The following is a 22,426-nucleotide window of genomic DNA, read 5'->3' as shown; positions in this document are numbered from 1 at the left end:
TCAGGACTTCCCCTCGCCGGTGGCGGCCACGGGTGCGGTGAGGTCCTGCTCCTCGGGGAGTGCTTCGGTGTCGACGCCGCGGACCTGGCTCAACTCGTGCTTGAGGGCGGCGAGTTCGGCGCCACCGGCCATGTGGTTGGTCAGCTCCTCCAGGGTGATCTGATCGCGGGAGGCGGACAGTTCCATGGTGCCCAGGCGCAGCACGCTGAAGTGGTCGCCGACCATGTAGGCGTGGTGCGGGTTGTGGGTGATGAAGATGACCCCGAGACCCCGGTCCCGCGCCGCGGCCACGTACTTGAGCACCACACCGGACTGCTTCACACCCAGCGCGGCGGTGGGCTCGTCCAGGATCAGGACGCGGGCGCCGAAGTACACGGCGCGGGCGATGGCCACGCACTGGCGCTGGCCGCCGGAGAGGGTGCCGATGGGCTGTTCGAGGTCGTCCAGGATGATGCCCATCTGGCGCAGCTCGTGGTCGGCGGTCTGTTTCATCCTCTCGATGTCGAGGCGACGCACGGGCCAGGGGCCCTTGGTCATCTCGGAGCCGAGGAAGAAGTTGCGCCATACCGGCATCAGGGGGACCACGGCGAGGTCCTGGTAGACGGTGGCGATGCCCTTGTCGAGGGCCTCGCGCGGGGTGGAGAAGCGCACCGGGGTGTTGTCGACGAGGAACTCGCCCTCGGTGTGCTGGTGCAGGCCGGAGATGATTTTGATGAGGGTGGACTTGCCGGCGCCGTTGTCGCCCAGCACACAGGTGACCTGGCTGGGGTGCACCTTCAGGCTGACTCCGTGCAGGGCGCGGACGTTGCCGTACGCCTTGCCGGCGTTGCGCAGTTCGACGATCACTCCGTCCGCGCCCGAGGTGTCGGGGGCGTCGGCGAGAATCGCGCCGTGCGTGCCGGTCTCTTCAGTGGTCATAGCGCAGTTACCTCCGGGTCGCGGTGCGGCTGACCCACAGATTGATCAGGACGGCGCCGAGCAGCATCACGCCGAGGAAGGCCTTGAACCAGTCCGGGTTCCAGTTGGCGTAGACGATGCCCTGCTGGACCATGCCGAACATGAACGCGCCGAAGACCGGACCGATCGCCGAGCCCGCGCCGCCGGTCAGCAGACAGCCGCCGATGACCGCCGCGGAGATGTAGATCAGTTCCTGGCCGACGCCCTCGCCGGACTGCACGGTGTTGAAGGAGAACAGGTTGTGCATGCCGACGAACCAGGCGGCGAAGCCGACCAGCATGAACAGGCTGATCTTCGTGAAGGTGACCGGCACGCCCACCGCCCGGGCGGAGTCCTTGTTGCCGCCCACCGCGAAGGTCCAGTTGCCGTACCGGGTGCGCAGCAGCACCCAGGTGGCGATCGCGGCGAACACCAGCCAGTACACAATCGTGATCTTGACCTGGACGCCGCCGACCTCGAAAGAACTCGCGAAGACCTTCTTGGCCTGGTCGAAGCCGTCCATGGTGCTGATGTCGTCGGTGGCCACATTGCCGGTCACCAACTTGGTCACGGCCAGGTTGACGCCCTGAAGGATCAAGAACGTGCCGAGCGTGATCAGGAAGCTGGGCAGGCCGGTCCTGACCACCAGCCAGCCGTTGAGGAACCCGATCGCCAGCGACACCAGCAGCGCCACCACGACGCCCGCCCACACGTTCAACGTCAGCTGGAAGGCGAACATGCTCGCGGTCAGCGCCGACGTGATCACCGCGACACCCGCCGACAGGTCGAACTCCCCGCCGATCATCAGCAGCGCCACCGGCAACGCCATGATCCCGATCGTCGACGACTGGTACAGGATGTTCGCCATCGAACTGCCGTCCCGCACCGGCGGAGCGGCGATCAGGAAGAACACCCACACCGCCACCGCACCCAGGAACACACCGACCTCGGGACGCGCCAACACGCGCAGCGCGAGCGGTCGTTCCGCGGTCCGGCCGTCCTTCACCTTGCCCGGGCCGGAGGCCGGCGGTGACGACACCGCCGGCTCGGCATGCTGGGTCATACCCATCACCTGGTGCCCTTCGCGGCGAACGCGGCCACCGCGTCGACGTTGGACTTGTCGACGAAGGCCGGGCCGGTCAGCACCGGCTGCTCGCCACCGCCCATGTAGTTGCCGTTGTTCTTGTAGAGCCACAGCGAGTCGATCGCCAGGTAGCCCTGGAGGTAGGGCTGCTGGTCGACGGCGAACTCGATGGTGCCCTTGCTGATGGCGCCCGTCAGGTCCTTGTTGAGGTCGAACGTGGCGATCTTGGCCTTGCTGCCCGCGTCGGACGCCGACTGCACCGCGGTCAGCGCGAAGGGCGCACCGAGCGTGACGACGTAGTCGATGGACTTGTCCTGCGTGAGCTTGGCAGTGATCGTCGACTTCACGGACGGCATGTCGGTGCCGTTGACGTTCAGCGTCTGCAGCTTGCCGGTGAAGGTCTTCTTCACACCGTCGCAGCGCTGGGTCAGGCCGATGTTGCCCTGCTCCTGGATGACACAGACGGCGTTCTTGGCGCCGGCCTCGTTCAGCCGCTTGCCGAGTGCCTCGCCGGCCACGGACTCGTCCTGGCCGAAGAACTCCATCAGGCCGAGCTTCTGCCAGTCGCTGACACCGGAGTTGAGGCCGACGACGGGTATGCCGGCCTTCTTCGCCTTGGCCACGACGTCCTTGAGGGCGTCCGGCTTGGCAAGGGTGATCGCGATGCCGTCGACCTTCTTGTCGATGGCGTTCTGGACCAGGGTGGCCTGGTTGGCCGCGCTCGGGTCGGCCGAGTAGACCAGGTCGACGTTGTCCTTGGCGGCGGCGGCCTGGGCGCCCTTGCGGACGATGTCCCAGAAGGTGTCGCCGGGCGACTGGTGCGTCACCAGCGCGATGGTCATCCGGGGGGTGGTGGCCTTGCCCGCGGAGGCGCCGTCCGCGCTCTCCTCGGACTTCTTGCCGCCCGAGCTGCTGGAGCAGCCGGCGAGCGTCAGGGCCGCGGCCGCAGCCAGGGCCACGGCGGGAGCGAATCTCCGCGAACGGGAGAGAGAAGAGCGGTCCATCTTTCCTTGCACCTCACTGTGCGACGGGGAGAACGTCGGGAAGGGGGTGGGATTCATGGCCCGGGACCTCGGGAGTTCCGGGTCTGGTGCCGCGACATCACGGCGGTTGCGTTGGGACGGAATCCAATCCCCGAGCGCGCCCGCTGTCAATACTTTGTTAAGACATCATTTCACAAGCAGGTCCGAATGTAAGTACAAACTATTGACAGCGTCACCCTTCGAGTCCTACACCTGGGGAAGCAACGGGCCTGTAGGGCCCGTACGTCCCCAGGTCGGATCGAGGAGCGTCGCGCATGGTCGAGCCAGTCCAGCAGTTCGACGTGATCAGTATGGGCCGTATCGGAGTTGATCTCTACCCGCAGCAGTCAGGGGTCCCTCTGGCGCAGGTCAAGACCTTCGGCAAGTTCCTCGGAGGATCGGCCGCCAACGTCGCGGTCGCCGCGTCCCGGCTCGGCTGCTCCACCGCGGTCATCACCCGTACCGGAGGGGACCCCTTCGGCACGTACCTCCACCAGACCCTCACGGAGTTCGGCGTCGACAACCGCTGGGTGACTCCTGTGGCGGCCTACCCGACCCCGGTCACCTTCTGCGAGATCTTCCCGCCGGACGACTTCCCGCTGTACTTCTACCGCCGCCCCAAGGCTCCCGACCTGGAGATACACACCGACGAGCTCGACTACTTCGCCATCCGCGCGGCCCGGATCTTCTGGATCACCGGCACGGGTCTGAGCGAGGAGCCGAGCCGCTCGGCCACGCTCGCCGCCCTGAAGTGCCGCGACAGGGCGGGCGCCACGGTCTTCGACCTCGACTGGCGGCCCGACCTGTGGAGTGACACGGCCTGGGCGGACCCCGAAGAAGCCCGCCCGTACTACGCCGAGGCCCTGCGGCACGCGACCGTCGCGGTCGGCAACCTCGACGAGTGCGAGATCGCCACCGGGGAGCGTGAACCCCGGGCGTGCGCCGAGGCCCTGCTGGCGGCCGGTGTGGAGCTCGCCGTGGTGAAGCAGGGCCCGAAGGGCGTCCTCGCCGTGCACCGCGACGGCACCACGGCCGAGGTCCCGCCGGTCCCGGTCGAGGTCGTCAACGGCCTCGGCGCCGGCGACGCGTTCGGCGGCTCGCTGTGCCACGGGCTGCTGTCCGGCTGGGAGCTGGAGCGGACCGTCCGGTACGCCAACGCGGCCGGCGCGCATGTCGCCGCCCGCCTCGCCTGCTCCTCCGCGATGCCGACGCAGGCCGAGATCGACAGTCTCCTGAACGGCGTCGCGCCGTGACCGGCCCGCCCGACGGCGGCTTGGCGTACGGGCCACGATATTGCCGTACGACAGTCCCAGCACCCGGCGGCGGGCGGTTCCGGGCTCCCGCCCGTGGCCGTGCCCAGCCACTCCCCGTACCACCTCGACGTCGCCGCGGGCCCGGCTGATCCGCGCCCACCCGGACCAGCCCGCCGACCCCCGCCTCCCCTCTACACGGCACCGGAGAAGTCCTGATGAGCAGCACCACCCGCCTGACCGTCGCGCAAGCCCTCGTGCGGTTCCTCTCCGTCCAGTACACGGAGCGGGACGGCGTACGGCACCGGCTGATCGCCGGGACCTGGGGCATCTTCGGCCACGGCAACGTGGCCGGCATCGGGCAGGCCCTCCTGGAGGCGGGTGAGGACGCGATGCCGTTCCACCAGGGCCGCAACGAGCAGGCGATGGTCCACGCGGCCGTGGGCCACGCCCGTCAGCTGAACCGCCTGTCGGCCCAGGCGGTCACGACGTCGATCGGCCCGGGCGCCACGAACCTGGTCACCGGCGCGGCCCTGGCGACGATCAACCGCCTCCCGGTCCTGCTCCTGCCCGGCGACTACTTCGCCACCCGCGCCGCCGACCCGCTCCTGCAGCAGCTGGAGCATCCGACGGAGGCGGACGTGTCGGTGAACGACACCCTGCGCCCGGTGTCCCGCTACTTCGACCGCATCCACCGCCCCGAGGCCCTGATCCCCTCCGCCCTCCAGGCCATGCGGGTCCTCGCCGACCCGGCCGAGACCGGCGCGGTCACCCTCGCCCTCCCCCAGGACGTGCAGGCGGAGGCGTACGACTGGCCCGAGGAGTTCTTCGCCGAGCGGGTGTGGCGGGTACGGCGTCCCGCGCCCGACCCGGTGGAGCTGGCGGAGGCGGTGCGGGCCATCCTGGGGGCCGCGCGCCCGCTGATCGTGGCGGGCGGAGGGGTCCACCACAGCGAGGCCGAGGAGGCGTTGAAGGCCTTCGCGGACGCCACCGGCATCCCCGTCACGTCCACGCAGGCGGGCAAGGGCTCCCTGCGCCACGACCACCCCGCCGACCTGGGCGGCATCGGCCACACCGGTACGGCGGTCGCCGACGACCTCGCACGCACCGCGGACCTGGTCATCGGTGTGGGCACGCGCTACTCCGACTTCACCACCGCCTCCGGCACCCTCTTCCAGAACCCGGACGTCCGTTTCCTCAACCTGAACATCACCTCCTTCGACGCCCACAAGCTGGCCGCGCGGACGGTCGTGTGCGATGCGCGAGCGGGTCTGGAGGCGCTCACGTCGGCGCTGGAGAGCCACCGCGTGAACGCGGCCTACGAAGCCGAGTACGGGGCGGGCAAGGAGCGCTGGGAGCGAGTCGTGACCCGGGCCTTCGACGCTGCGGACGAGAACGCGGTCCCGACCCAGACCCAGCTGCTGGGCGCGCTGGACGCGGTCGTCGGCGACGAGGACGTGGTGATCAACGCGGCCGGCTCGCTCCCCGGCGACCTGCACAAACTGTGGCGGACCCGCAGCCCCCGCCAGTACCACCTGGAGTACGGCTACTCCTGCATGGGCTACGAGATCCCGGCCGCGATCGGCGTCCAGCAGGCGACCCCGGACACCCCGGTGTGGGCGCTGGTCGGCGACGGCACCTACCTGATGATGCCGACGGAACTCGTCACCGCCGTCCAGGAGGGCCTGCCGATCAACCTCGTCCTCATCCAGAACCACGGCTACGCCTCGATCGGCGGCCTGTCGGAGTCGGTGGGCGGCGAGCGGTTCGGCACCGCCTACCGCTACCGGGCGGCCGACGGCACCTTCAGCGGGGCCCCGCTCCCGGTCGACCTGGCCGCCAACGCGGCGAGCCTCGGCATGGACGTGGTGCGCGCCAAGACCGTACGGGAGCTGCGCGAGGCCCTGGCCACGGCCCGCGCCTCGGACCGGCCGACCTGCGTCTACGTCGAGACGGACACCGCGACCCCGACCGCTCCCCCGGCAGCGGCCTGGTGGGACGTGCCGGTGGCGGAGACGGCGTCGCGCGAGGCCGCCGTGGAGGCGAGGACGGAGTACGACCGTCAGGCAGCCGCGCGCCGCACCCACCTCTGATGGCCCGCCCCCGACCCTTTGAGGGAGGTACCCCCATGGCGAAGCCCCGCGACACGTCACGTGCTGCGACCGCCCCCGCGCTCGACTCCCTGGACTTCGCCCTGGACCGGGGCAGTCCGGTGCCGCTGTACTACCAGCTCGCCCGGCAGCTGGAGGAGGCGATCGAGCACGGGGCGCTCGCCCCGGGAAACCTCCTGGGCAACGAGATCGACCTCTCGATCCGCCTCGGCCTGTCCCGCCCGACCGTCCGCCAGGCCATCCAGACCCTGGTGGAGAAGGGCCTGCTGGTCCGCCGGCGCGGGGTGGGCACGCAGGTGGTGCACAGCCAGGTCAAGCGCCCCCTGGAGCTCAGCAGCCTCTACGACGACCTGGAGGCGGCCGGGCAGGGTCCGGCGACGCGGGTCGTGCGCAACGAGACCGTGCCGGTGTCCGCCGACGTGGCGGCCGCGCTGTCCGTCCCGGAGGGCAGCGAGGTCACGGCGCTCGAGCGCCTGCGCCTGACCCACGGCCAGCCCGTGGCCCTCCTCTGCAACTACCTGCCCACCGGCCTCCTCCACCTCGACAGCGACCGCTTGGAGACCACCGGCCTCTACCGCATGCTGCGCACCGCCGGCATCACCCTGCACAGCGCCCGCCAGACCATCGGCGCCCGCTCCGCCACCGCCGAGGAGGCCGCCCGCCTCGACGAACAGGCGGGCGCGGCGGTCCTGACCATGCAACGCACGGCCTACGACGACACCGGCCGCCCGGTCGAGTACGGCACCCACATCTACCGGGCGTCGCGGTACACCTTTGACTTCCGGCTGCTGGTCAGGCCCTGACCGGGCAGCGGGATCAGTACGCCGAGTCCAGCCGCGCCCGCTGCTCCCCCGTGAGCTCCAGATCCACCGCCGCCAGGTTCTCCTCCAGCTGGGCCACCGACGACATCCCGACCAGCGGGACGATCGGCAGGTCGCCGCCTGCCTGCCAGGACAGGACGACCTGGTTGACGGTCGCGCCCGTCTCCTTCGCCACCTCGGTCAGAGCCTTCAGACGAGCCGGCGTGCCCGAGTGGTCGAAGTCGGCGGGGAGGCGGTCCGGGTGGGTGTAGGCGCCCTTCAGGAGGGGTGAGTACGCGACCAGGGTGAGGTCGGGCTCCGCGCGCAGGTAGCTCAACAGGTCCGCGCCCGCGTGGCCGAGGCTGCCGTCGGGGAAGAGGGGATCCGGGACGTCGGTCCGGGGGCGCAGGTGGCTGTGGGCGTACTGGAGGACCTCGTAGGCGGGAAGGCCGGCCGCAGCCGCCAGGGCGCGGGCCCGTTCCACCCGCCACACCGCGTGGTTGCTCACTCCCAGCAGGCCCACCGTGCCCTCGGCGACCAGTTCGGCGAATCCCTCCACCGTTTCCTGGAGCGGGACCGCGTGGTCCTCGATGTGCGCGTAGAGCAGGTCCAGCTTCGACACACCCAGGCGTTCCCGGCTGCGTTCCGCGGACTCTCGGATCACCTTCGCCGACAGTCCCTCCGCGTTGTCGAGGTAGCTCGTGCCGGGCGCCAGGGGCCGGGCGCCGAGCTTCGTGGCGATGACGATCTCGTCTCCGATCCCGCGGCTGCGCCGCCACCGGCCGAGCAGTTCCTCGCTCTGGCCGCCCTGGCCGCCGTCCTCCCAGAAGGCGTAGTTGTCGGACGTGTCGATGAAGTTGCCGCCGGCCTCGACATAGCGGTCGAGGACGGCGAAGGAGGTCTCCTCGTCGGTCCGTGACCCGAACAGCATCGCGCCGAGCGCGAGGACACTGACCTCGCGGCGGGTCGCCGGATCGGTGCCGATGGTGCGGTACTTCATGATGATTCCCTCCCGTGTGTACCCGTCTTCAGGGCACACTCGGGAGTCTTCATCTTGAAGCGCACTTCAAGTCAAGGGGCCGCGTGGTCACTTGGCGAACGGGCCCTCGAGCGCCGCCCACTGGAGCAGCATGATGGTCTTGGCGTCGGCGATCTCCCCGGTACGGATCATCTCCAGGGCCCGGCGGAAGGGCAGTTCGAGGATCTCGATGTCCTCGCCCTCCTCGTCGAGGCCGCCGCCCTCGTGCGTGCGGGTCGACGGGGCGTACTCGGCGGCGTAGAAGCTGACGCGCTCGGTGACCGAACCGGGGCTCATATAGACGTCGAAGACGTGCCGGACCTCGCCGATGGTGTGCCCGGTCTCCTCGACGACCTCGCGTCGTACGGCGATCTCGGGGTGCTCGTCATCGTCGTCGAGCAGGCCGCCGGGTGTCTCGATGAGCAGTCCGTCGGGGTGTCCGTTGACATACACCGGGAAGCGGAACTGGCGGGTGAGCAGGACGGTTTCGCGTTCCGTGTCGTACAGCAGCATGGTGGCGCCGTTGCCACGGTCGTGGGTCTCGCGCTGCTGAGTGCTCCAGCTCCCGTCGGCGTGCTGGATGTCGAAGGTCGTGGCCCGCTCGACGTACCAGTGGCTGGACAGCAGTTTCACATCGCGGACCCTCACGCGCGGGTTGCCGGTCAGGTTCAGGCCGGTGCGGTCGAGTCCGGTGCGGCCCCGGCGGTCGGGAGTGTCGATGCCCTCGGTCATCGGACACCTGCCGGACGGGAGGAGGAGCGGGAGAAGTGCGAGTTGGTCATGACCGCTTCTACCATTCCGGGGCGGGCCGCGTCGCTTAGCGTGCCCATATGGAACATCCGTCGCAGCCGTCCGTACGGCACTTCGACCACTGCCCGTGGCTCTTCGCCGACGAGGCGACCGAAGAACAGCGCGCCGCACAGCGGGAGCTGCAGCGGGCCGTCGGCGGTGACACCGGGATCGGTGAGCGCTGTTACGTCGCCGAGTCCGCGGCGGTGTTCCCGGACCGGCTGCGGCTCGGCGACGACTCGTACATCGCCGCCCACGCCTACGTCACCGGGGAGTTGGACACCGGCTCCCACTGCACGCTCAACCCGTTCACCACGGTGCGCGGGAACGTCGTACTCGGTCATGGCGTACGCATCGGTGCCCACACCTCGCTGCTCGGCTTCAACCACTCCATGGCTCCCGACCGGCCCGTTTACCGCCAGCCGCTCACGAGCCGGGGCATCCGGGTCGGCGACGACGTCTGGATCGGCTCGCATGTGATCGTCGTGGACGGCGTGACCATCGGCGATCACTGTGTGATCGGGGCGGGAGCGGTGGTCACGAGAGATCTGCCGGCGTGGTCGGTGGCCGCGGGGAACCCTGCACGGGTTCTGCGGGACCGGCGGGAGGTGCGGGGGGCGGGGGCTGTGGAGGCGGAGGTGGAGGTGGAGGTGGCAATGGATCCGGTTGCGGCTGCGGCTGTGTCAGGGGTACGGCCGGATGAAGGCCGTACGCCTGCGACTCGCCCGGCGCCCGACCCCGAGCCCCGGGCGGCAGCCGCCGGCCATCCGCAGCCGACACCGCACGACCGGCGGGCGGTGCAGACGGCGAGGGCAGCGGACACCGAGGCGGCTGCGGCTGCGCCGGAGAGACGGTCCGATGACAACCGCACGCCTACCACCCGCCCGGCACCCGACCCCGAGCCCCGGGCGGCAGCCGCCGGCCATCCGCAGCCGACACCGCACGACCGGCGGGCGGTGCAGACGGCGAAGGCAGCGGACACCGAGGCGGCTGCGGCTGCGGCTGCGCCGGAGAGACGGTCCGATGACAACCGCACGCCTACCACCCGCCCGGCACTCGAGCCCGGAGCGGCGGCCACCGGCAATGCGGAGCGGGCGCCGCACGATCGGCGGGGGGTGCAGGTGGCGGCTCCGGCCGTGGGTGCCGAGGTGGCGGATCTGCCAGGGATACGGCCAGGGGGCGGCCGTACGCCTGCGACCCGCCCGGCGCCCGACCCCGGTCCCCGCGCAGCCACCCTGGCCGGCTTCGCGGACACCGCCCGGGATCAGGCTGCCCGACTCCTCGACCGTTGCTGGGACGGTGAGCGCTACGTCGATCGGCCCGGCGCCGTTCCCACCGTACGGGCTCACTGCGACGCAGTGGAGATCGCCGACCTGCTGCTCGGGGCTGTGCCGGAGCACCTGTCCGCCGAGGAGCACATCGGGCGGCTGAGCGGGCTGCAGGATCCGAAGAGCGGTCTCGTGCCGGAGTTCGGCGAACCGCTGCCGGTGGCGGACGCCGACGGGTTCATCGGGGAAGGAGCGGCGCTCTATCACGTGCTGTGCCTGGGCTACGCCCTCGATCTGCTGGGCCCCGGGCTCCCCCATCCGGTGTGCGGCGTACGGGACATGACGACACGTCAACTCATTGCACGACTGGAGGCTTTGCCCTGGCGCACGGGCGCGTGGGGCGCGGGTGCCTGGGTCGACAGCCTTGCTACTGCCGCCCATTGGAACCTGCGGCACGACGACGGCGGCGACCACGGCCACGGGACGCCGGAGGCGCTGTTCGGCTGGCTGCTGACCAGGGCCGATCCCTGGACCGGGATGTGGGGCAGGCCCTCTGCCGAGGAGGGCCGGCTCCAGGTGGTCAACGGCTACTACCGGCTGACGCGGGGCTCGTTCGCACAATTCGGGCTGCCGGTGCCGTATCCGGAACGAGTCGTGGACGCGGTCCTGGACCACGCGCGCGACGCCCGGCATTTCGGTCCCGGCCGGGAGAACGCCTGCAATGTGCTTGATGTCGCCCATCCCCTGTGGCTGTGCACTCGGCAGCTCGGGCGGGATGCCGACGGCTACCGCTCCGGCGAGATCCGCGACTGGGCCGAGCGGCAGCTGGCCACGGTCCTGCCGCGCTGGCAGGACGGCCGGGGCTTCGGCTTCGGCCCGGGCGCCGCCGGCCCCGGACCCGACCCCGGGCTCCAGGGCACGGAGATGTGGCTTGCCATCATCTGGTACCTCGCCGACCTGCTGGACCGCTCCGGCGAACTGGGGTACCGCCCCCACGGCATCCACCGCCCAGAACCGGCCCGCCAGGGAATCGCGGGCCTGAGCTGAGCCGACGGGACGTCGGGGCCCCAGCCGATCGACGGAACATCAGGATTCCGGCTGATCCGATGGGCCATCGGAGTCCTGGACGGACTCGACGACTTCGGAGCTCCAGGCCAGTCGGACTCCGCGCACCCGGTCCAAGCCTGCGCACCGGCCCTCACCCCAGCGCCCCGCCCTTCCTCAGCGCCGTCGCCAAGGAAGCACCACCGGATCCGCCTCGGCACTCTCCACCCGGTGCAACGCCTCCCCGATCGCCTCCCCGATCTCGGCGAGTTGGCGCGCCTGCTCCCGGCTTACCACGTGGAAGACCACCCGGCGCACCGCTTCGACGTGTCCGGGAGCGGCCTGTTCCAGCAGGGTCATGCCCTCGTCGGTGAGGACGGCACGCCGGCCACGCCCGTCCGCGGGGTCCTCACGGCGGTCCACCAGCCGGCCTCGGCCGGCCGGTTCACCGCGTGGATGAGCCGGCTGCGGGTGATCTTCAGGCGCCGGACCAGCTCGGACATGCCGAGGGCGTGGTCGAGGGCCGAGGAGAGCTGGGCCGGCAGGGTGTAGTCGGCGTGGGTCGTTTCGGCGTCGCGCCTCAGCCGACGGTTCAGGTAGTCGCCGAGGAGGGTCGAGAATGCGACGTATGCCATCGAGGCCCGCTGTTCGTCGGCGTCCAGCCAGCGTGGCGTCGTGTCCATGGCGTCACCCTACTCACGCCCCGTTTTAACCTTCAATCACCAGGTCCCGGCCGCATGACCATCCTCGCCCGGACCGCCCGAGTGAGGGCGTGGCCGTCACCGGTAGGTGATGGCCGACGCGCTGTACCTGCAGTGCGTGCCGTCCGCCCCGCTGCCCAGTGAGGACGGTTCGGCCCCCGACGCATTGCCCTGGAAGCGTTCGCAGACGGTGATGTTCCTGCTGCTGTCCCCGACGATGGTCACGCCCGAGAGGGTGGCCGTGTCACCGTAGTTGGCGTTGACGCCCGCGATGTCCTTGCCGCGCCCGGTGACCTTCACATTGCTGATGACGACATGGCGTTCGTACTGCGTCCTGCAGTTGCCGCACGAGCGGTAGAGCTTGCCGAAGTCGGCGACCTGGAAGTTCCTGATGGTCAGGGTTCCGGCGCCGTTGTGCTGGAAGACCTTGTCGTCCGCCTTCCGTGCACCGCCGCCGTCGACGAGGTACGTCGCTGAGGCCGACGTGCCCTTGAAGGTCGCCGCGTCCTCGCCGACGTCCTGCCACCACACGTTCTTCAGGGTGCAACTGCCCAAGCAGTGCACGCCGTCGGCGGCCGGGGAGCCGAGGATGACGTTCTTCAGCGTCGCCCCGTCGGCGAGTTCGAAGAGCGGGCCCTGGTCCTCGTCCTGGCTGTCGCTGCCGAGGCCGCCCGAACCGTGGAAGCGCTTGAGGGTGCCGTCGTAGGTGCCGGAGACCTCGATGGTGGTGGCGACCGCCTTCTCACCGGTGGCCGTGGGCCAGGCCGCGAATCCGGCGGTGGACGTGGGCGGCGCGGGTGGGGAGGCGCTCTTCCTCGCCGATGCTGAGGCGCTCGGGGAGGCCGACGTCCTCGAAGCCGACGGAGATGCGGATGCGGATGCGGAGGGGGACGCGGTCGTGGGCGGCGGGGAGGCCGTCCGCGTGGCACCGCTCGCCGGCTCCAGCCTCCAGCTCTTGCCGCTCGCCTTGTCGCACGAACTCTGCTGCGCCAGACCCGACTTGACGTTCAGGCACTTGGCGGCGGCGGAGTTGACCAGGTGGTACGTGTCGCCCACCGCGCCGACCTTCCACACCTGCGAGGCGCCGCCGTCACACGTCTGCTGCTGCACGGCCTTGCCGGCCGCCGTCGAGTCGCCCTCCACGCCCACGCAGAGCGCGCTCTGGACAGCCCGCACCGTGAACCCCTTACCGGAGGAGGCCAGTCGCCAGTTCTGGTCGGTGCCGCCGTTACAGTCGGCCTGCGCCAGCTGCACGTCGTCGGCGGTGCTCGCGTGCGGTGCCGCCAGGCAGGTGCCGTCGGCGGCGTTGACCAGCCGGTAGGTGCCCGCGCGCGGCCCGGAGGCGGACGCCGTCAGCAGCACACCGCCGGTGACGGCACCGCCGACCAGGATCGTGGCCAGCGTGCCGATCAGCAGGCCTCGGTGGCGGGTGGGCTTCTTGCGGTGCGGCTTGCGCGCGGTTCCTCTGGTGCCCATGTGGTGACTCTCGTTCGCGAATCAGGACGTTCGGCGGAGGGAGTGGGGATGCTCCTGCCCCTAGTCGCCGCCCGCCGCATCGGGGTTGCCGTCGATCGCGAAAAAGTCGATCACTCGCGTGGGTTCAGGCACGCCGCCCGAGCTGCGCGAGGATGGTGGGGTCGGTGATCTTCGTGTCGTCGGCGAGCAGGAACGCCTTGCTGAGGATCAGCGACAGCCGGTCGTCCTCGAACGGCAGGAACACCTTGCCGTCGCCCTTCCCCCGCGCCGGGACGATGCACAGATACGAGTTGTCGGGCTCCATCAGGATGTTCGCCGAGCCCAGATGGATCCGGTACGTCCGCAAGCCGCCTCGTACGACGAGGTGGCGGGCGTCGAGCGAGCACCGGTCGGCGATCTTCAGCCGGGGCAGGATCCGCGCGAGGACGTCCTTGCGCGCCTCCGCGCTCGCCGTCAGCTCGGCGAACCCGGCCCGCTCCCAGTAGGCGCGCTCAGAGCCCCGGTCGGTCCACTGGGGGTCCGCGGCGATCGAGGTCACGCCGACGAAGAGGTCCACGTCGCGCATGGCCTCGCTGAACACCAGCGGGGGTACGTCGGTGAGCGGTGTCTCCTGCCAGTCGCCCGCGACCCGGCGGGCGAAGCGCACCTGGTCGGTCGCGGCCAGCAGATCCTCACCCTGCCAGTCGGCGAGTTCGTGGTGGAAGCGGGCCCGCCACTGCCCCGCTCCCAGCGTCCGCTCCGCGGCGTCCTCGGCCCCGCCGTCCCAGGGCCCGAGCCGCTCGCTCGCCCATCCCCGGGCTCTGAGCAGCGCGAACATCCGGTGGTAGTGGACGAGATGGGCGGCGAAGCGGTTGGAGTAGACACGGGTCTCCTCCTCGGCCGGGGTGAGGAGATAGATCTCCCGGAACGCCTGCTTGAAGGGCTGCCGTACCTGCCGCTCGACCAGAAGATCCCGCCAGGCCCGCACGGCGTCCGGCTCGGAGCGGAGCGGGTGCCACAGCCGTACGGCGGCGTCGTCGGGCGCCTCGGGCAGTTCTCCGGTCTCGGGCAGTACGGCCCGCCAGGCGCCGGGCGCGACCTCGACCTCCCAGATCAGTCGGCGTACGACACCCCGGGCGAGCGGATGCCCGGCGAGCGCGGCACGCCACCAGCCGTACGGGTGTACCGCGTCGACGGTGTAGCCACCCTCCAACGCGCGGGCCAGGGTGAGGAGTTGGGCGTCCACGCGCTTGACGAGGTCGCGCAGTTCCTTGACGAGGGCGGGCTGCTCACGGCGTACGGGCGCGGGGACACCGCGCAGGGGGCGGTTGTCCTTGTGCCAGGTCAGTGTGGCGGTGTCGGTGACGGTGACGACCGCCGCGTAGCCGTCGCCCACCTCCCGGCGCAGGACGCCCTCGTCGTCGAAGCCGAGCGTGGGGAGCCGTAGCGCCACGTCGGTCCGCTCCGCGAGGGCCGCCTCGACCTTCCTGAGCATCTTGTCGAGCTGCTTGGGGACTCCGGCGTGCCGGACACTCTTGCGGACGGTCCGCAGTGACGTGACCAGTTCGGGGGTGGGGAAGTCCTGTGCGGCACGGACGAGTTCGTACAGGAGGGCCTGGGAGGGGAGAGTCCTCGCCGCGGTCGGGGCGAGGGTGATGCCGGGCAGGAGACGGTCGAACAGGTCCGGCAGCCAGGGTTCGTCACGCAGCAGAGCGACCCGTGCCGCCTGTCCGAGGGTGATGACCTCACGGTCGGTGAACGCCTTGTCCGCCCGGTAGGGGATCTCGCCGGCGTGGATCCCTTCGGCACGCTCGGCCGCCGCCTCCAGGGCTCGGCGGGCGAAGGCGATGTAGGCGGGGTTCTCGGCGAACGGCTGCCATGTGTCAGGGGCGTTCGGCGACTGGACGAGCCTGTGCTGCCGGTCCACCTCGGACAGCCGGGCCTGCTCGGCCCGAGCGAGACCGACGACGACGGCGATTTCGTCCGCGACGATGGGGCCCGTGCCACGGGAGAGACGCTCCACGACTGCCCGCAGGGTGTCCTCGCCCGCGAGCCGCGCGAGCGCGATCAGCGGATGCAGCTGACTCAGGGTGTCCTTGGCCAGGAGGGTCTCGACCAGGGTCCGGAGCGGGGCGGAGACGTCGGGCAGCGGGCCGGTGCACTGCTCCAGCGCCTGCACGCCCCGCGTGAGGTCCACCCAGCCGCGCTCCTCGCTCCGCTCCACGAGCACCTCGAACATCCGACGGCACGCGTCGGGTGTGTAGCGCGGTCGGCGGTCCCTGGCGGCGTGCTCGACCGCGTGGGCGAGTCTCGTCGACCTTTCCGGGCCCGACGGACGCACACGGTAGGCCTCCGGCAGAAGCGTCCCGAGCTCCTCGTCGGACAGCCGCGGCAGCTCACCGTACGGGACCTCGATCTCGAAGTCCGGGTCGGTCAGCGCACGCATCAGCCGGCCTGCCAGGCTCGGCTCCTGGGTGTTGGAGAGCATGGTCGGATCATGGCAGCCGCCACTGACAACACGACCGGATCGGGGGGGCGCGATGCCGGAGCGCTCGTCAGCGGCGGCTGACCGGGAACGGCACTCTGTTCAGGAGATCTCGAAGGCGCCGAGATCCGGGGCCTGTCCCTTGTACGGAAGCCCGACGTTCACGCCTTTGTCGATCAAGGTGCTGTTGGCCGTCGGGCGGAGGCTGGGCAGCGCGGGCAGGTTCCCGTCGGCCTGGCGGGACGCGTCCCAGCCGGACGTCGACACGCTCTGGAACTGTGCGTCCGACAGGGTGATGCCCAGGTTCCACGAGTTGTTCGCGGCGCTCGTACCGGTCATGTTCGACGTCAACGTGCCCGTGTAGGCGAGGTTGTTGCGCAGGTTGCCCCGGCCGACGGCGGCGCCGCTCGAGTCGACTCCCAGCATGTTGAAGTCGGGGTGATTGCCGTAACCGGTGTTGTTGAAGTAGTCGTTGGCGACCGGGTGGTGGTTGGCGTAGAACCCCGACGCCCTGTTGAGGAAGGCCACCGACGTGCGGACGGTGTGCTTGACGGCGCCGGCGTCGTAGTCGCCGCCGTAGCCGCCCGCCTTGAAGCCGGTTCCGTTGCCGGCCGCGGTGGTCGTTCCCGGCATGTATCCGTTGCGCCACGCCCAGGAGTTCTCGATGGTCACCGGCGAGTAGGCGCTGATGAGGTCGAAGCCGTCGTCGGCGTTCCACCAAGCGCGGCAGCCCCGGAACACGTTGCCGGGGTTGCCCGCCGAGACGTGCGCGCCGAACCCGTCTGCGTTCTCCCCGGCCCCGTTGGAGGAGTGGGTGTCGTAGTTGTCGTGCGCGTCGGAGTTGAGGACGAGGTTGCCGCCGCCGTTCTGGATGAACAGGCCGGGGCCCATGTGGTGGTGGGTGTTGATCTGTTCGAAGGTGTTGTTGCTGCCCGAGATCCAGATGCCCCAGGACTCGTGGTTGAGGTTGTTGTTCTGCGGAACTCCGGTGACTTCCAGGCCCTTGAGGTGGATCCAGCTGCCGGTGACGTCGAAGCCCTTGATGCGGCAGTCGTCCGTCATGCCCGAGAAGTCGAAGACGGGCTTCTCCCCCGGGTAGGCCCAGTAGCGGATCGGGCTGCCCGAACTGCCGCTCTTGTTCAGGGTGATGGCGTCGACCCTGGCCGTCTGGCTGGTACAGCCGCTGTTCGCGCGGGTGAAGCGGAAGGTGCCGCCCCGGAAGTACACGGTGTCGCCCGGCTGGGCCACGGCCTGCGCATGGGCGATCGTCGCCCAGGGAGCGGATTGCGTGCCCGCGGCACTGTCGTTGCCACCTGGGGCCACGTAATAGGCGGCCGCCGCCACTGCGTTGCTCACGGCCGCCGAACCGGCGGGGATCGCGAAGGGGCTCAGGGTGACCGCCGAGATCAGCAGGGCCCGCCCGACAAACTTGCCAGAACTCATAGTTGACTCCTGGTTCACCCGTTGAGGAATCCGTCCATGGCCGCCGTGGGCCGCCGTGTGCTCTCGTCCCAGGCCGAGCTGTTGTAGCCGTTGAACGACGGGTAGCCCTCGGGCTCCCAGAAGAAGGTGCCCAGACCGCCGAAACCCTGCAGCCCGGTGATGAACGCCTTCAGCGAGTCGCGTACCTGGGTGGGCTTGCCGACCGGCCCGCCGTACTCCACCTGCATGACCGGCTTGCCGTAACCGGACTGGATGGTCTGCATGTTGGCCAGCACGGTGGGCACGTTGCCGCCCTGCGCGTACGAGGACAGGCCGGTGATGTCCCATCTTCCGCCGTTGTCCCGGTAGGCGTTGAGGAAGTTCTGGATGCCGGCCAGGTTCTGCGGCTGGGCCAGGTGCACCATCACCGGGGTGTTCGGGAAGACGTCCTTGGACATGTCGTACGCCGCGTTCAGCAGGCCCGTCATCTGAGCGGGGCGGCTGATGCTGCCGACCGGTTTGCAGATGCCGGAGTTGGTCTCGTTGCCGATCTTCACCCAGGCAGGCGTCACGCCGTAGTACTTGATGATGTTGCACGAGTGGTAGACGTAGTCGTACATGGCGTCGAGCATCTGGCTGTAGGTCATGCTCGCCCAGGCCGCCGGCGGGTTCTGCACGCCGACCGAGTTCCAGGTGTCGCCGAAGTGGAAGCCGATGAGGACCTGCATACCGGCGTCCTTGGCGCGCTTCGCCAGCTGCGCGGTCTCCTCGATGGAGCAGTGCCCGTTGGCCGGGTCGCTGGACGGGTTGACCCAGGTCCGCAGACTGATCGCGGTGATGCCGTAGCCCTTGAGGATGGTGAACAGGTCCTGTTTCACTCCCGCGCTGTTGTTCCAGTAGTAGCCCAGTGCCTCCATCTGCGGCAGCCAGCTGACGTCGGCGCCCTTGACGAAGGAAGCGGCCTGCGCCGGGGTCGCCAGGGGGCCTGCGCCCAAGGCGAGCGCACCGGCGGCTGCGCCGAGCAGGACACTGCGCCGCCGTAAGCCGGAGGGCTCGTTTCGTTCGGTGTCGGTCATGTGGGGGTTCCTCGGTTCGTCGGGTCCGGACCGCATGGCGGCCCGGGTGGGGGTGAGGCGGTGCGGAGCGCCTCCCGCCGGCGGGCCGAGCCGCTTGCTGACCGGTACCGGGGCGGGAGCCGTCCGGAACTTCGCCTGTAGGTCGCCGCAGGCCTCGGCGAGGTTGCCGCCGTGGTGGAGGCCGTCCAGAGGTGCCCGAACACACGAAAAGGGCCCCCACAGGCTCTCGCCTGCGAAGACCCTTCGCACCGTCGGGACGACAGGATTTGAACCTGCGACCCCTTGACCCCCAGTCAAGTGCGCTACCAAGCTGCGCCACGTCCCGGTGCGCTGCCCCGCGGTGGACCGCGTGGACGCGCGTACAGAACTTTACCCCACGTCGGGGGCGGGGCCGAAGCGGCCGCCGGGCGCGGGACAATCGACGTATGGCCAGTACATCCTCAGGACGGCAGACGGGCGCGCGGGACCGGGACAGCGAGGGGCGGGCGCGCAACGCCCGGCCGCGGGACGGGCTCGGGCGGCCATTGCCGTACGGCGCCGAGGGCGTCGCCCGGCAGCCGGAGGGCGTGGTGCGCACCCCACAGGAAACCGTGGCCGAGGCCCAGCAGCTGCTGGACGCGGGGCGCCCGTTTCATGCGCACGAGGTCTTCGAGGACGCCTGGAAGTCGGGTCCCGACGAGGAGCGCGCCCTGTGGCGGGGGCTGGCCCAGCTCGCCGTGGGACTGACCCACGCGGCCCGGGGGAACGTCACGGGCGGGGCGCGGCTGCTGCGGCGAGGCGCCGGGGCCGTGGAGGAGTGGGCCGCGTCGGCTGCCGGGAGAGGACGGCCGTACGGAATGGATCTCGCGGGGCTGGCGGACTGGGCCCGGCGGCTCGCGGACCTCGTGGAGGAGACCGGTACGAGCGTCGACGCGGGGGCACGGGCACCGCGGTTGCGCGGATAGCCCTCGTCGACCCGGCCGCGCCTACGGGGGTGCCGGGTCGGGTTGCCGGGCGAGTGCGGGTGAGTGGGGGCCGGTCGCGCAGTTCCCCGCGTCCCTGGGCAGTTGCGGCCGGCCGCGTCACGACGGGCCGTTCGCCGCCTCAGCCACTACCGGCTGCCGCCTGCCCCGCGGCCAGTTCTGGCTGCCGCCGCAGCCCTCATCGATCCACGGCCGCACGCAAATCCCAGGCCCACGGCCGCACCCGCACCGTCCGCTGCCGCCTGCCTCGCGGACAGCCCCGGCTACCGCCAACTACACGCACGACCCTGGCTGCCCTGGCTCGCCGTACAGACCTCCCCCGACCCACTGCGAGACGGGCCGCCCTCATCCCCCGGCCGCCCGCGCAATCCCGGCCCCGGGCGCCCGCACGACCCCGGCTGCCCGGACAGCCCTGGTGGGACGCGGTGCACGTACTGTCAGTGGCGTGCGGCAGACTCGGGGTGTGCGAAAGATTCATGTCATCGGTATCGGCGCGGGCGACCCCGAGCAGCTGACCCTCCAGGCGGTGAGGGCGCTGCGGAGCACGGACGTGTTCTTCGTCCTGGACAAGGGCGAGGTGAAGAGCGACCTGACGCGGCTGCGCCGGGACATGCTGGACGCGCACATACCCGAGGGGGCATACCGGGTGGTCGAGGCCCGGGACCCGGAGCGGGACCGCGGTGCGGGCGGCGCCGCCTACTCCCCCGCCGTCGGGGACTGGCGCAGCGCCCGTGCCGACATCTACGAGCGGCTGATCACCTCGGAGCTGGGCGAGGAGGAGAGCGGCGCGTTCCTGGTGTGGGGGGATCCGGCGCTGTACGACAGCACGCTCGGCATCTTGGAGGAGATCCTGGAGCGGGGCTCGGTGTCCTTCGAGTACGACGTCGTGCCGGGCATCAGCAGCGTGTCGGCGCTGGTGGCACGGCACCGCACCGGGCTGAACCGGGTCGCGCGGCCCGTCCAGATCACCACCGGCCGACGTCTCGCCGAGGGTTTCCCGGAGGGGGTGGACGACGTGGTCGTGATGCTCGACGCCCACCAGGCCTTCCGCGCGTACGCCGACGAGGACATCGACATCTACTGGGGCGCGTACATAGGCACGCCGGACGAGATCCTCGTCCACGGGCCGATCGCCGAAGCCGCGCCCCGGATCGAGCGGCTGCGTGCCGAGGCCCGGGAGCGCAAGGGCTGGATCATGGACACGTATCTGCTGCGCCGTGACCCGAAGCAGCGGTAGACCTGCCTCCGGGGCCGCATCCGAGCGGACGGCCCTGACATGTACGGATGGCCCGGCGGTGTGATCGTGCCGCTGTGACGGTCGCCGAGGACACCGCACCTCCCGGCGGCCGCCCGACCGCCCGTGCTGGACGCGCGCCGCCGCAATGTCGTCTTCGTGACGATCATGCTGGGGATGCTGCTCGCCGCCCGCGACCAGACCCTGGTGGGCACCTGGGCAGCTCCTTCGGCACCGCGGTCTTCGGCACGATCCACACCAACTCCCTGACCCCGAACCCCAAGGACGGCATCGCCTCCGCGGTGCGGGTGGGTGGCGGGTCGGACGCGGCCGCCTTCACCAGGGCGGCAACCAGCCCGGAGGGGCTGTACCGGCTCCCGCCGGCCGTCGCCGCGCTCGGCTTCGTCGTCGCCCTGTTCCTCGAGCAGGTCGAACTGCGCGACAGCGCGCGGGCCGGTTCGACCGACATGGGTGAGGGGTCCGCGTCACCGTCCGGAGCGGACTCGCAGCGGACCCTGGAGGCCTCGGTCGGGAAGATTCCTCGGCAGCACGGACCTGGACACCGCGTGCCGGATCATGACGGTTTCCGACATCCGGCTCGATGTCGCCGGGGCCTGGGCCGTGACGCAGGTGGAACTGCACGCGCGGACGGTCGGCCACGCGAGCCTCGGCATGATCGCCGCGCGCCGTCTGCCGCCCGACGTGCTGCTGCCGGTCTTCGGCCGGATGGTCGAGGAGGGCTGTCCGACCCGCGACGGCACTGTCCTCTCGCACACCCGGACGGGCGGGCGCGCGGCCCAGGTCATCGGCACGGCGTGGGGCAACTGGCTGGCGGACCGCGTCCAGCGGGGCATCGGCCGCCCCTCGGGCACGGACCTGAGGGCGGCGGTGGACACGATCGCGAAGCGGCTCCTGGTGGAGGACCTGAACAACGGGCTGCCGCGGCGGGCGCGGGAGTTGGCGGGCAGCAGCACCGCCTGAGTGGGTTCGTGGCCGCCTCCCCGCGTCACGGCGAGACGAGGTCCAGCCACCGCTGAACTCCCGCCACGTCCGGCACGGAGGTCACCCCGTCCGGGAGGGCCGGTCGGCGTACGACCACTACGGGCAGGGCCAGTTCGCGGGCGGCCGTGAGTTTGGCGGACGTGGCCGCTCCCCCGCTGTCCTTGGTCACCAGGACGTCGATGCAGTGGTCGTAGAGGAGCGTCGACTCGTCGGCCACCGTGAACGGGCCACGAGACAGGAGCACTTCCGTGTGCGGGGGCATGGGCGGCTCGGGCAGCTCAACCGACCGTACGACGAAGTGCAGTTCGCTGAGGTGGGCGAAGACTGCGAGCTCCATGCGGCCGGTGGTCAGGAACACTCGCCGACCGAGGCTCGGCAGCAACGCGGCGGCCGCGTCGAGGGAGTCGACCGGATGCCAGCGGTCCCCCGGTCCGGGGCGCCAGCTCGGGCGGCGCAACACCACGGAGGGCACGCCGGTCGCCTCAGCTGCCCGCGCCGCATGGGCGGTGATCGCGCGGGCGAAGGGGTGTGTGGCGTCGATCAAGGCGTCTACGTGCTGCTCCCGCATCCAGTCGGCCAGCCCGGCCGCCCCGCCGAACCCCCCGATCCGCACCTCCCCCGCGACCGCGCCCGGCCGGGTCACCCGTCCCGCGAGAGAGGTGGTGACGCGAATTCCCGGCCGCGCCGTGAGCACGGCGGCCAGTTCGCGGGCCTCGGTGGTGCCGCCGAGGATCAGGATGTGGGGGGCCATGGCGGGTAGCGTACGA

General features: G+C 70.8%; 18 protein-coding genes, 1 tRNA gene and 2 pseudogenes. 7 read left to right on the top strand and 14 right to left on the bottom strand.

Annotation, left to right across the window (positions count from 1 at the left end; genetic code table 11):
- From QF027_RS42605 to QF027_RS42595, 3 genes are read right to left on the bottom strand one after another with little or no spacing between them, the layout of a single operon-like run.
- A complete protein-coding gene (locus QF027_RS42605; RefSeq protein ID WP_306973555.1) occupies window positions 1-918 on the bottom strand; it encodes an ATP-binding cassette domain-containing protein in 918 nt (305 codons plus the stop codon).
- A gap of 7 nt (window positions 919-925) precedes the next feature.
- Entirely contained in the window at window positions 926-2,005 is a 1,080-nt protein-coding gene (locus QF027_RS42600; RefSeq protein WP_307080769.1) for an ABC transporter permease, read from the bottom strand.
- Window positions 2,005-3,024, bottom strand: a complete 1,020-nt coding sequence (locus QF027_RS42595; protein ID WP_306973558.1) for a sugar ABC transporter substrate-binding protein — start codon at window positions 3,022-3,024, stop codon at window positions 2,005-2,007. Before QF027_RS42595 ends, QF027_RS42600 begins: the two co-directional genes overlap by 1 nt.
- A gap of 293 nt (window positions 3,025-3,317) precedes the next feature.
- Here QF027_RS42595 and iolC point away from each other — a divergent pair, with 293 nt between their 5' ends.
- The 3 genes from iolC (at window position 3,318) to QF027_RS42580 (ending at window position 7,206) form a co-directional block, all read left to right on the top strand.
- Window positions 3,318-4,295, top strand: coding sequence for a 5-dehydro-2-deoxygluconokinase (gene iolC / locus QF027_RS42590; protein ID WP_307080767.1), 978 nt, complete (start codon window positions 3,318-3,320; stop codon window positions 4,293-4,295).
- Between the two features lie 215 nt (window positions 4,296-4,510).
- On the top strand, window positions 4,511-6,385 hold the full coding sequence (gene iolD, locus QF027_RS42585; RefSeq protein WP_307080765.1) for a 3D-(3,5/4)-trihydroxycyclohexane-1,2-dione acylhydrolase (decyclizing): 1,875 nt from the start codon (window positions 4,511-4,513) through the stop codon (window positions 6,383-6,385).
- 35 nt (window positions 6,386-6,420) lie between these two features.
- Window positions 6,421-7,206, top strand: a complete 786-nt coding sequence (locus QF027_RS42580; protein ID WP_306973564.1) for a GntR family transcriptional regulator — start codon at window positions 6,421-6,423, stop codon at window positions 7,204-7,206.
- 13 nt (window positions 7,207-7,219) lie between these two features.
- Here QF027_RS42580 and QF027_RS42575 read toward each other — a convergent pair whose 3' ends face one another.
- Both QF027_RS42575 and QF027_RS42570 read right to left on the bottom strand, forming a co-directional pair.
- Complete coding sequence (locus QF027_RS42575) at window positions 7,220-8,203, bottom strand: aldo/keto reductase (protein ID WP_307080763.1); 984 nt, start codon at window positions 8,201-8,203, stop codon at window positions 7,220-7,222.
- Window positions 8,204-8,290: 87 nt separating this feature from the next.
- Window positions 8,291-8,953, bottom strand: coding sequence for an NUDIX domain-containing protein (locus QF027_RS42570; protein WP_306973568.1), 663 nt, complete (start codon window positions 8,951-8,953; stop codon window positions 8,291-8,293).
- Window positions 8,954-9,051: 98 nt separating this feature from the next.
- On the opposite strand from QF027_RS42570, the gene QF027_RS42565 reads away from it, so the two are divergent.
- Window positions 9,052-11,325: a DapH/DapD/GlmU-related protein gene (locus tag QF027_RS42565; protein ID WP_307080761.1), complete on the top strand. Its 2,274-nt coding sequence runs from the start codon at window positions 9,052-9,054 to the stop codon at window positions 11,323-11,325.
- A 174-nt stretch (window positions 11,326-11,499) separates the two neighbouring features.
- Here QF027_RS42565 and QF027_RS42560 read toward each other — a convergent pair whose 3' ends face one another.
- The 8 genes and pseudogenes from QF027_RS42560 to QF027_RS42525 form a co-directional block, all read right to left on the bottom strand.
- A complete protein-coding gene (locus tag QF027_RS42560) occupies window positions 11,500-11,682 on the bottom strand; it encodes a hypothetical protein (protein ID WP_307080759.1) in 183 nt (60 codons plus the stop codon).
- The gene (locus tag QF027_RS42555) at window positions 11,679-12,005 is read right to left on the bottom strand and encodes a hypothetical protein (RefSeq protein WP_307080757.1); all 327 of its coding nucleotides are present in this window, start codon (window positions 12,003-12,005) and stop codon (window positions 11,679-11,681) included. The genes QF027_RS42560 and QF027_RS42555 overlap by 4 nt, the downstream gene beginning before the upstream one ends.
- A 96-nt stretch (window positions 12,006-12,101) precedes the next feature.
- Window positions 12,102-12,968, bottom strand: coding sequence for a pectate lyase (locus QF027_RS42550; RefSeq protein WP_373432521.1), 867 nt, complete (start codon window positions 12,966-12,968; stop codon window positions 12,102-12,104).
- Between the two features lie 39 nt (window positions 12,969-13,007).
- A pseudogene (locus QF027_RS42545) lies at window positions 13,008-13,499 on the bottom strand (RICIN domain-containing protein); the annotation flags it as partial.
- Between the two features lie 124 nt (window positions 13,500-13,623).
- Window positions 13,624-15,966, bottom strand: coding sequence for a DUF4132 domain-containing protein (locus QF027_RS42540; protein WP_307080755.1), 2,343 nt, complete (start codon window positions 15,964-15,966; stop codon window positions 13,624-13,626).
- A 99-nt stretch (window positions 15,967-16,065) separates the two neighbouring features.
- Window positions 16,066-17,406, bottom strand: coding sequence for a right-handed parallel beta-helix repeat-containing protein (locus tag QF027_RS42535; RefSeq protein ID WP_307080753.1), 1,341 nt, complete (start codon window positions 17,404-17,406; stop codon window positions 16,066-16,068).
- Between the two features lie 14 nt (window positions 17,407-17,420).
- Window positions 17,421-18,461, bottom strand: coding sequence for a glycosyl hydrolase 53 family protein (locus QF027_RS42530; protein WP_306973576.1), 1,041 nt, complete (start codon window positions 18,459-18,461; stop codon window positions 17,421-17,423).
- Between the two features lie 251 nt (window positions 18,462-18,712).
- Window positions 18,713-18,786: transfer RNA gene (locus tag QF027_RS42525), tRNA-Pro, on the bottom strand.
- Window positions 18,787-18,886: 100 nt separating this feature from the next.
- Between QF027_RS42525 and QF027_RS42520 the strand changes: the two genes are divergently transcribed.
- From QF027_RS42520 to QF027_RS42510, 3 genes and pseudogenes are all read left to right on the top strand, one after another.
- The gene (locus tag QF027_RS42520; RefSeq protein ID WP_306973578.1) at window positions 18,887-19,405 is read left to right on the top strand and encodes a DUF309 domain-containing protein; all 519 of its coding nucleotides are present in this window, start codon (window positions 18,887-18,889) and stop codon (window positions 19,403-19,405) included.
- A gap of 481 nt (window positions 19,406-19,886) precedes the next feature.
- On the top strand, window positions 19,887-20,660 hold the full coding sequence (gene cobF, locus QF027_RS42515; RefSeq protein WP_307080752.1) for a precorrin-6A synthase (deacetylating): 774 nt from the start codon (window positions 19,887-19,889) through the stop codon (window positions 20,658-20,660).
- Between the two features lie 212 nt (window positions 20,661-20,872).
- Window positions 20,873-21,638, top strand: a pseudogene (locus QF027_RS42510) (MFS transporter); the annotation flags it as partial.
- A gap of 25 nt (window positions 21,639-21,663) precedes the next feature.
- Here the strand turns inward: QF027_RS42510 and QF027_RS42505 are convergent.
- On the bottom strand, window positions 21,664-22,410 hold the full coding sequence (locus tag QF027_RS42505; protein WP_307080750.1) for a cobalt-precorrin-6A reductase: 747 nt from the start codon (window positions 22,408-22,410) through the stop codon (window positions 21,664-21,666).
- Window positions 22,411-22,426 lie beyond the last annotated feature (16 nt).

Source organism: Streptomyces canus, assembly GCF_030816965.1.
Classification (GTDB): domain Bacteria; phylum Actinomycetota; class Actinomycetes; order Streptomycetales; family Streptomycetaceae; genus Streptomyces; species Streptomyces canus_E.
This window is presented reverse-complemented; position numbering and strand designations above follow the sequence as displayed.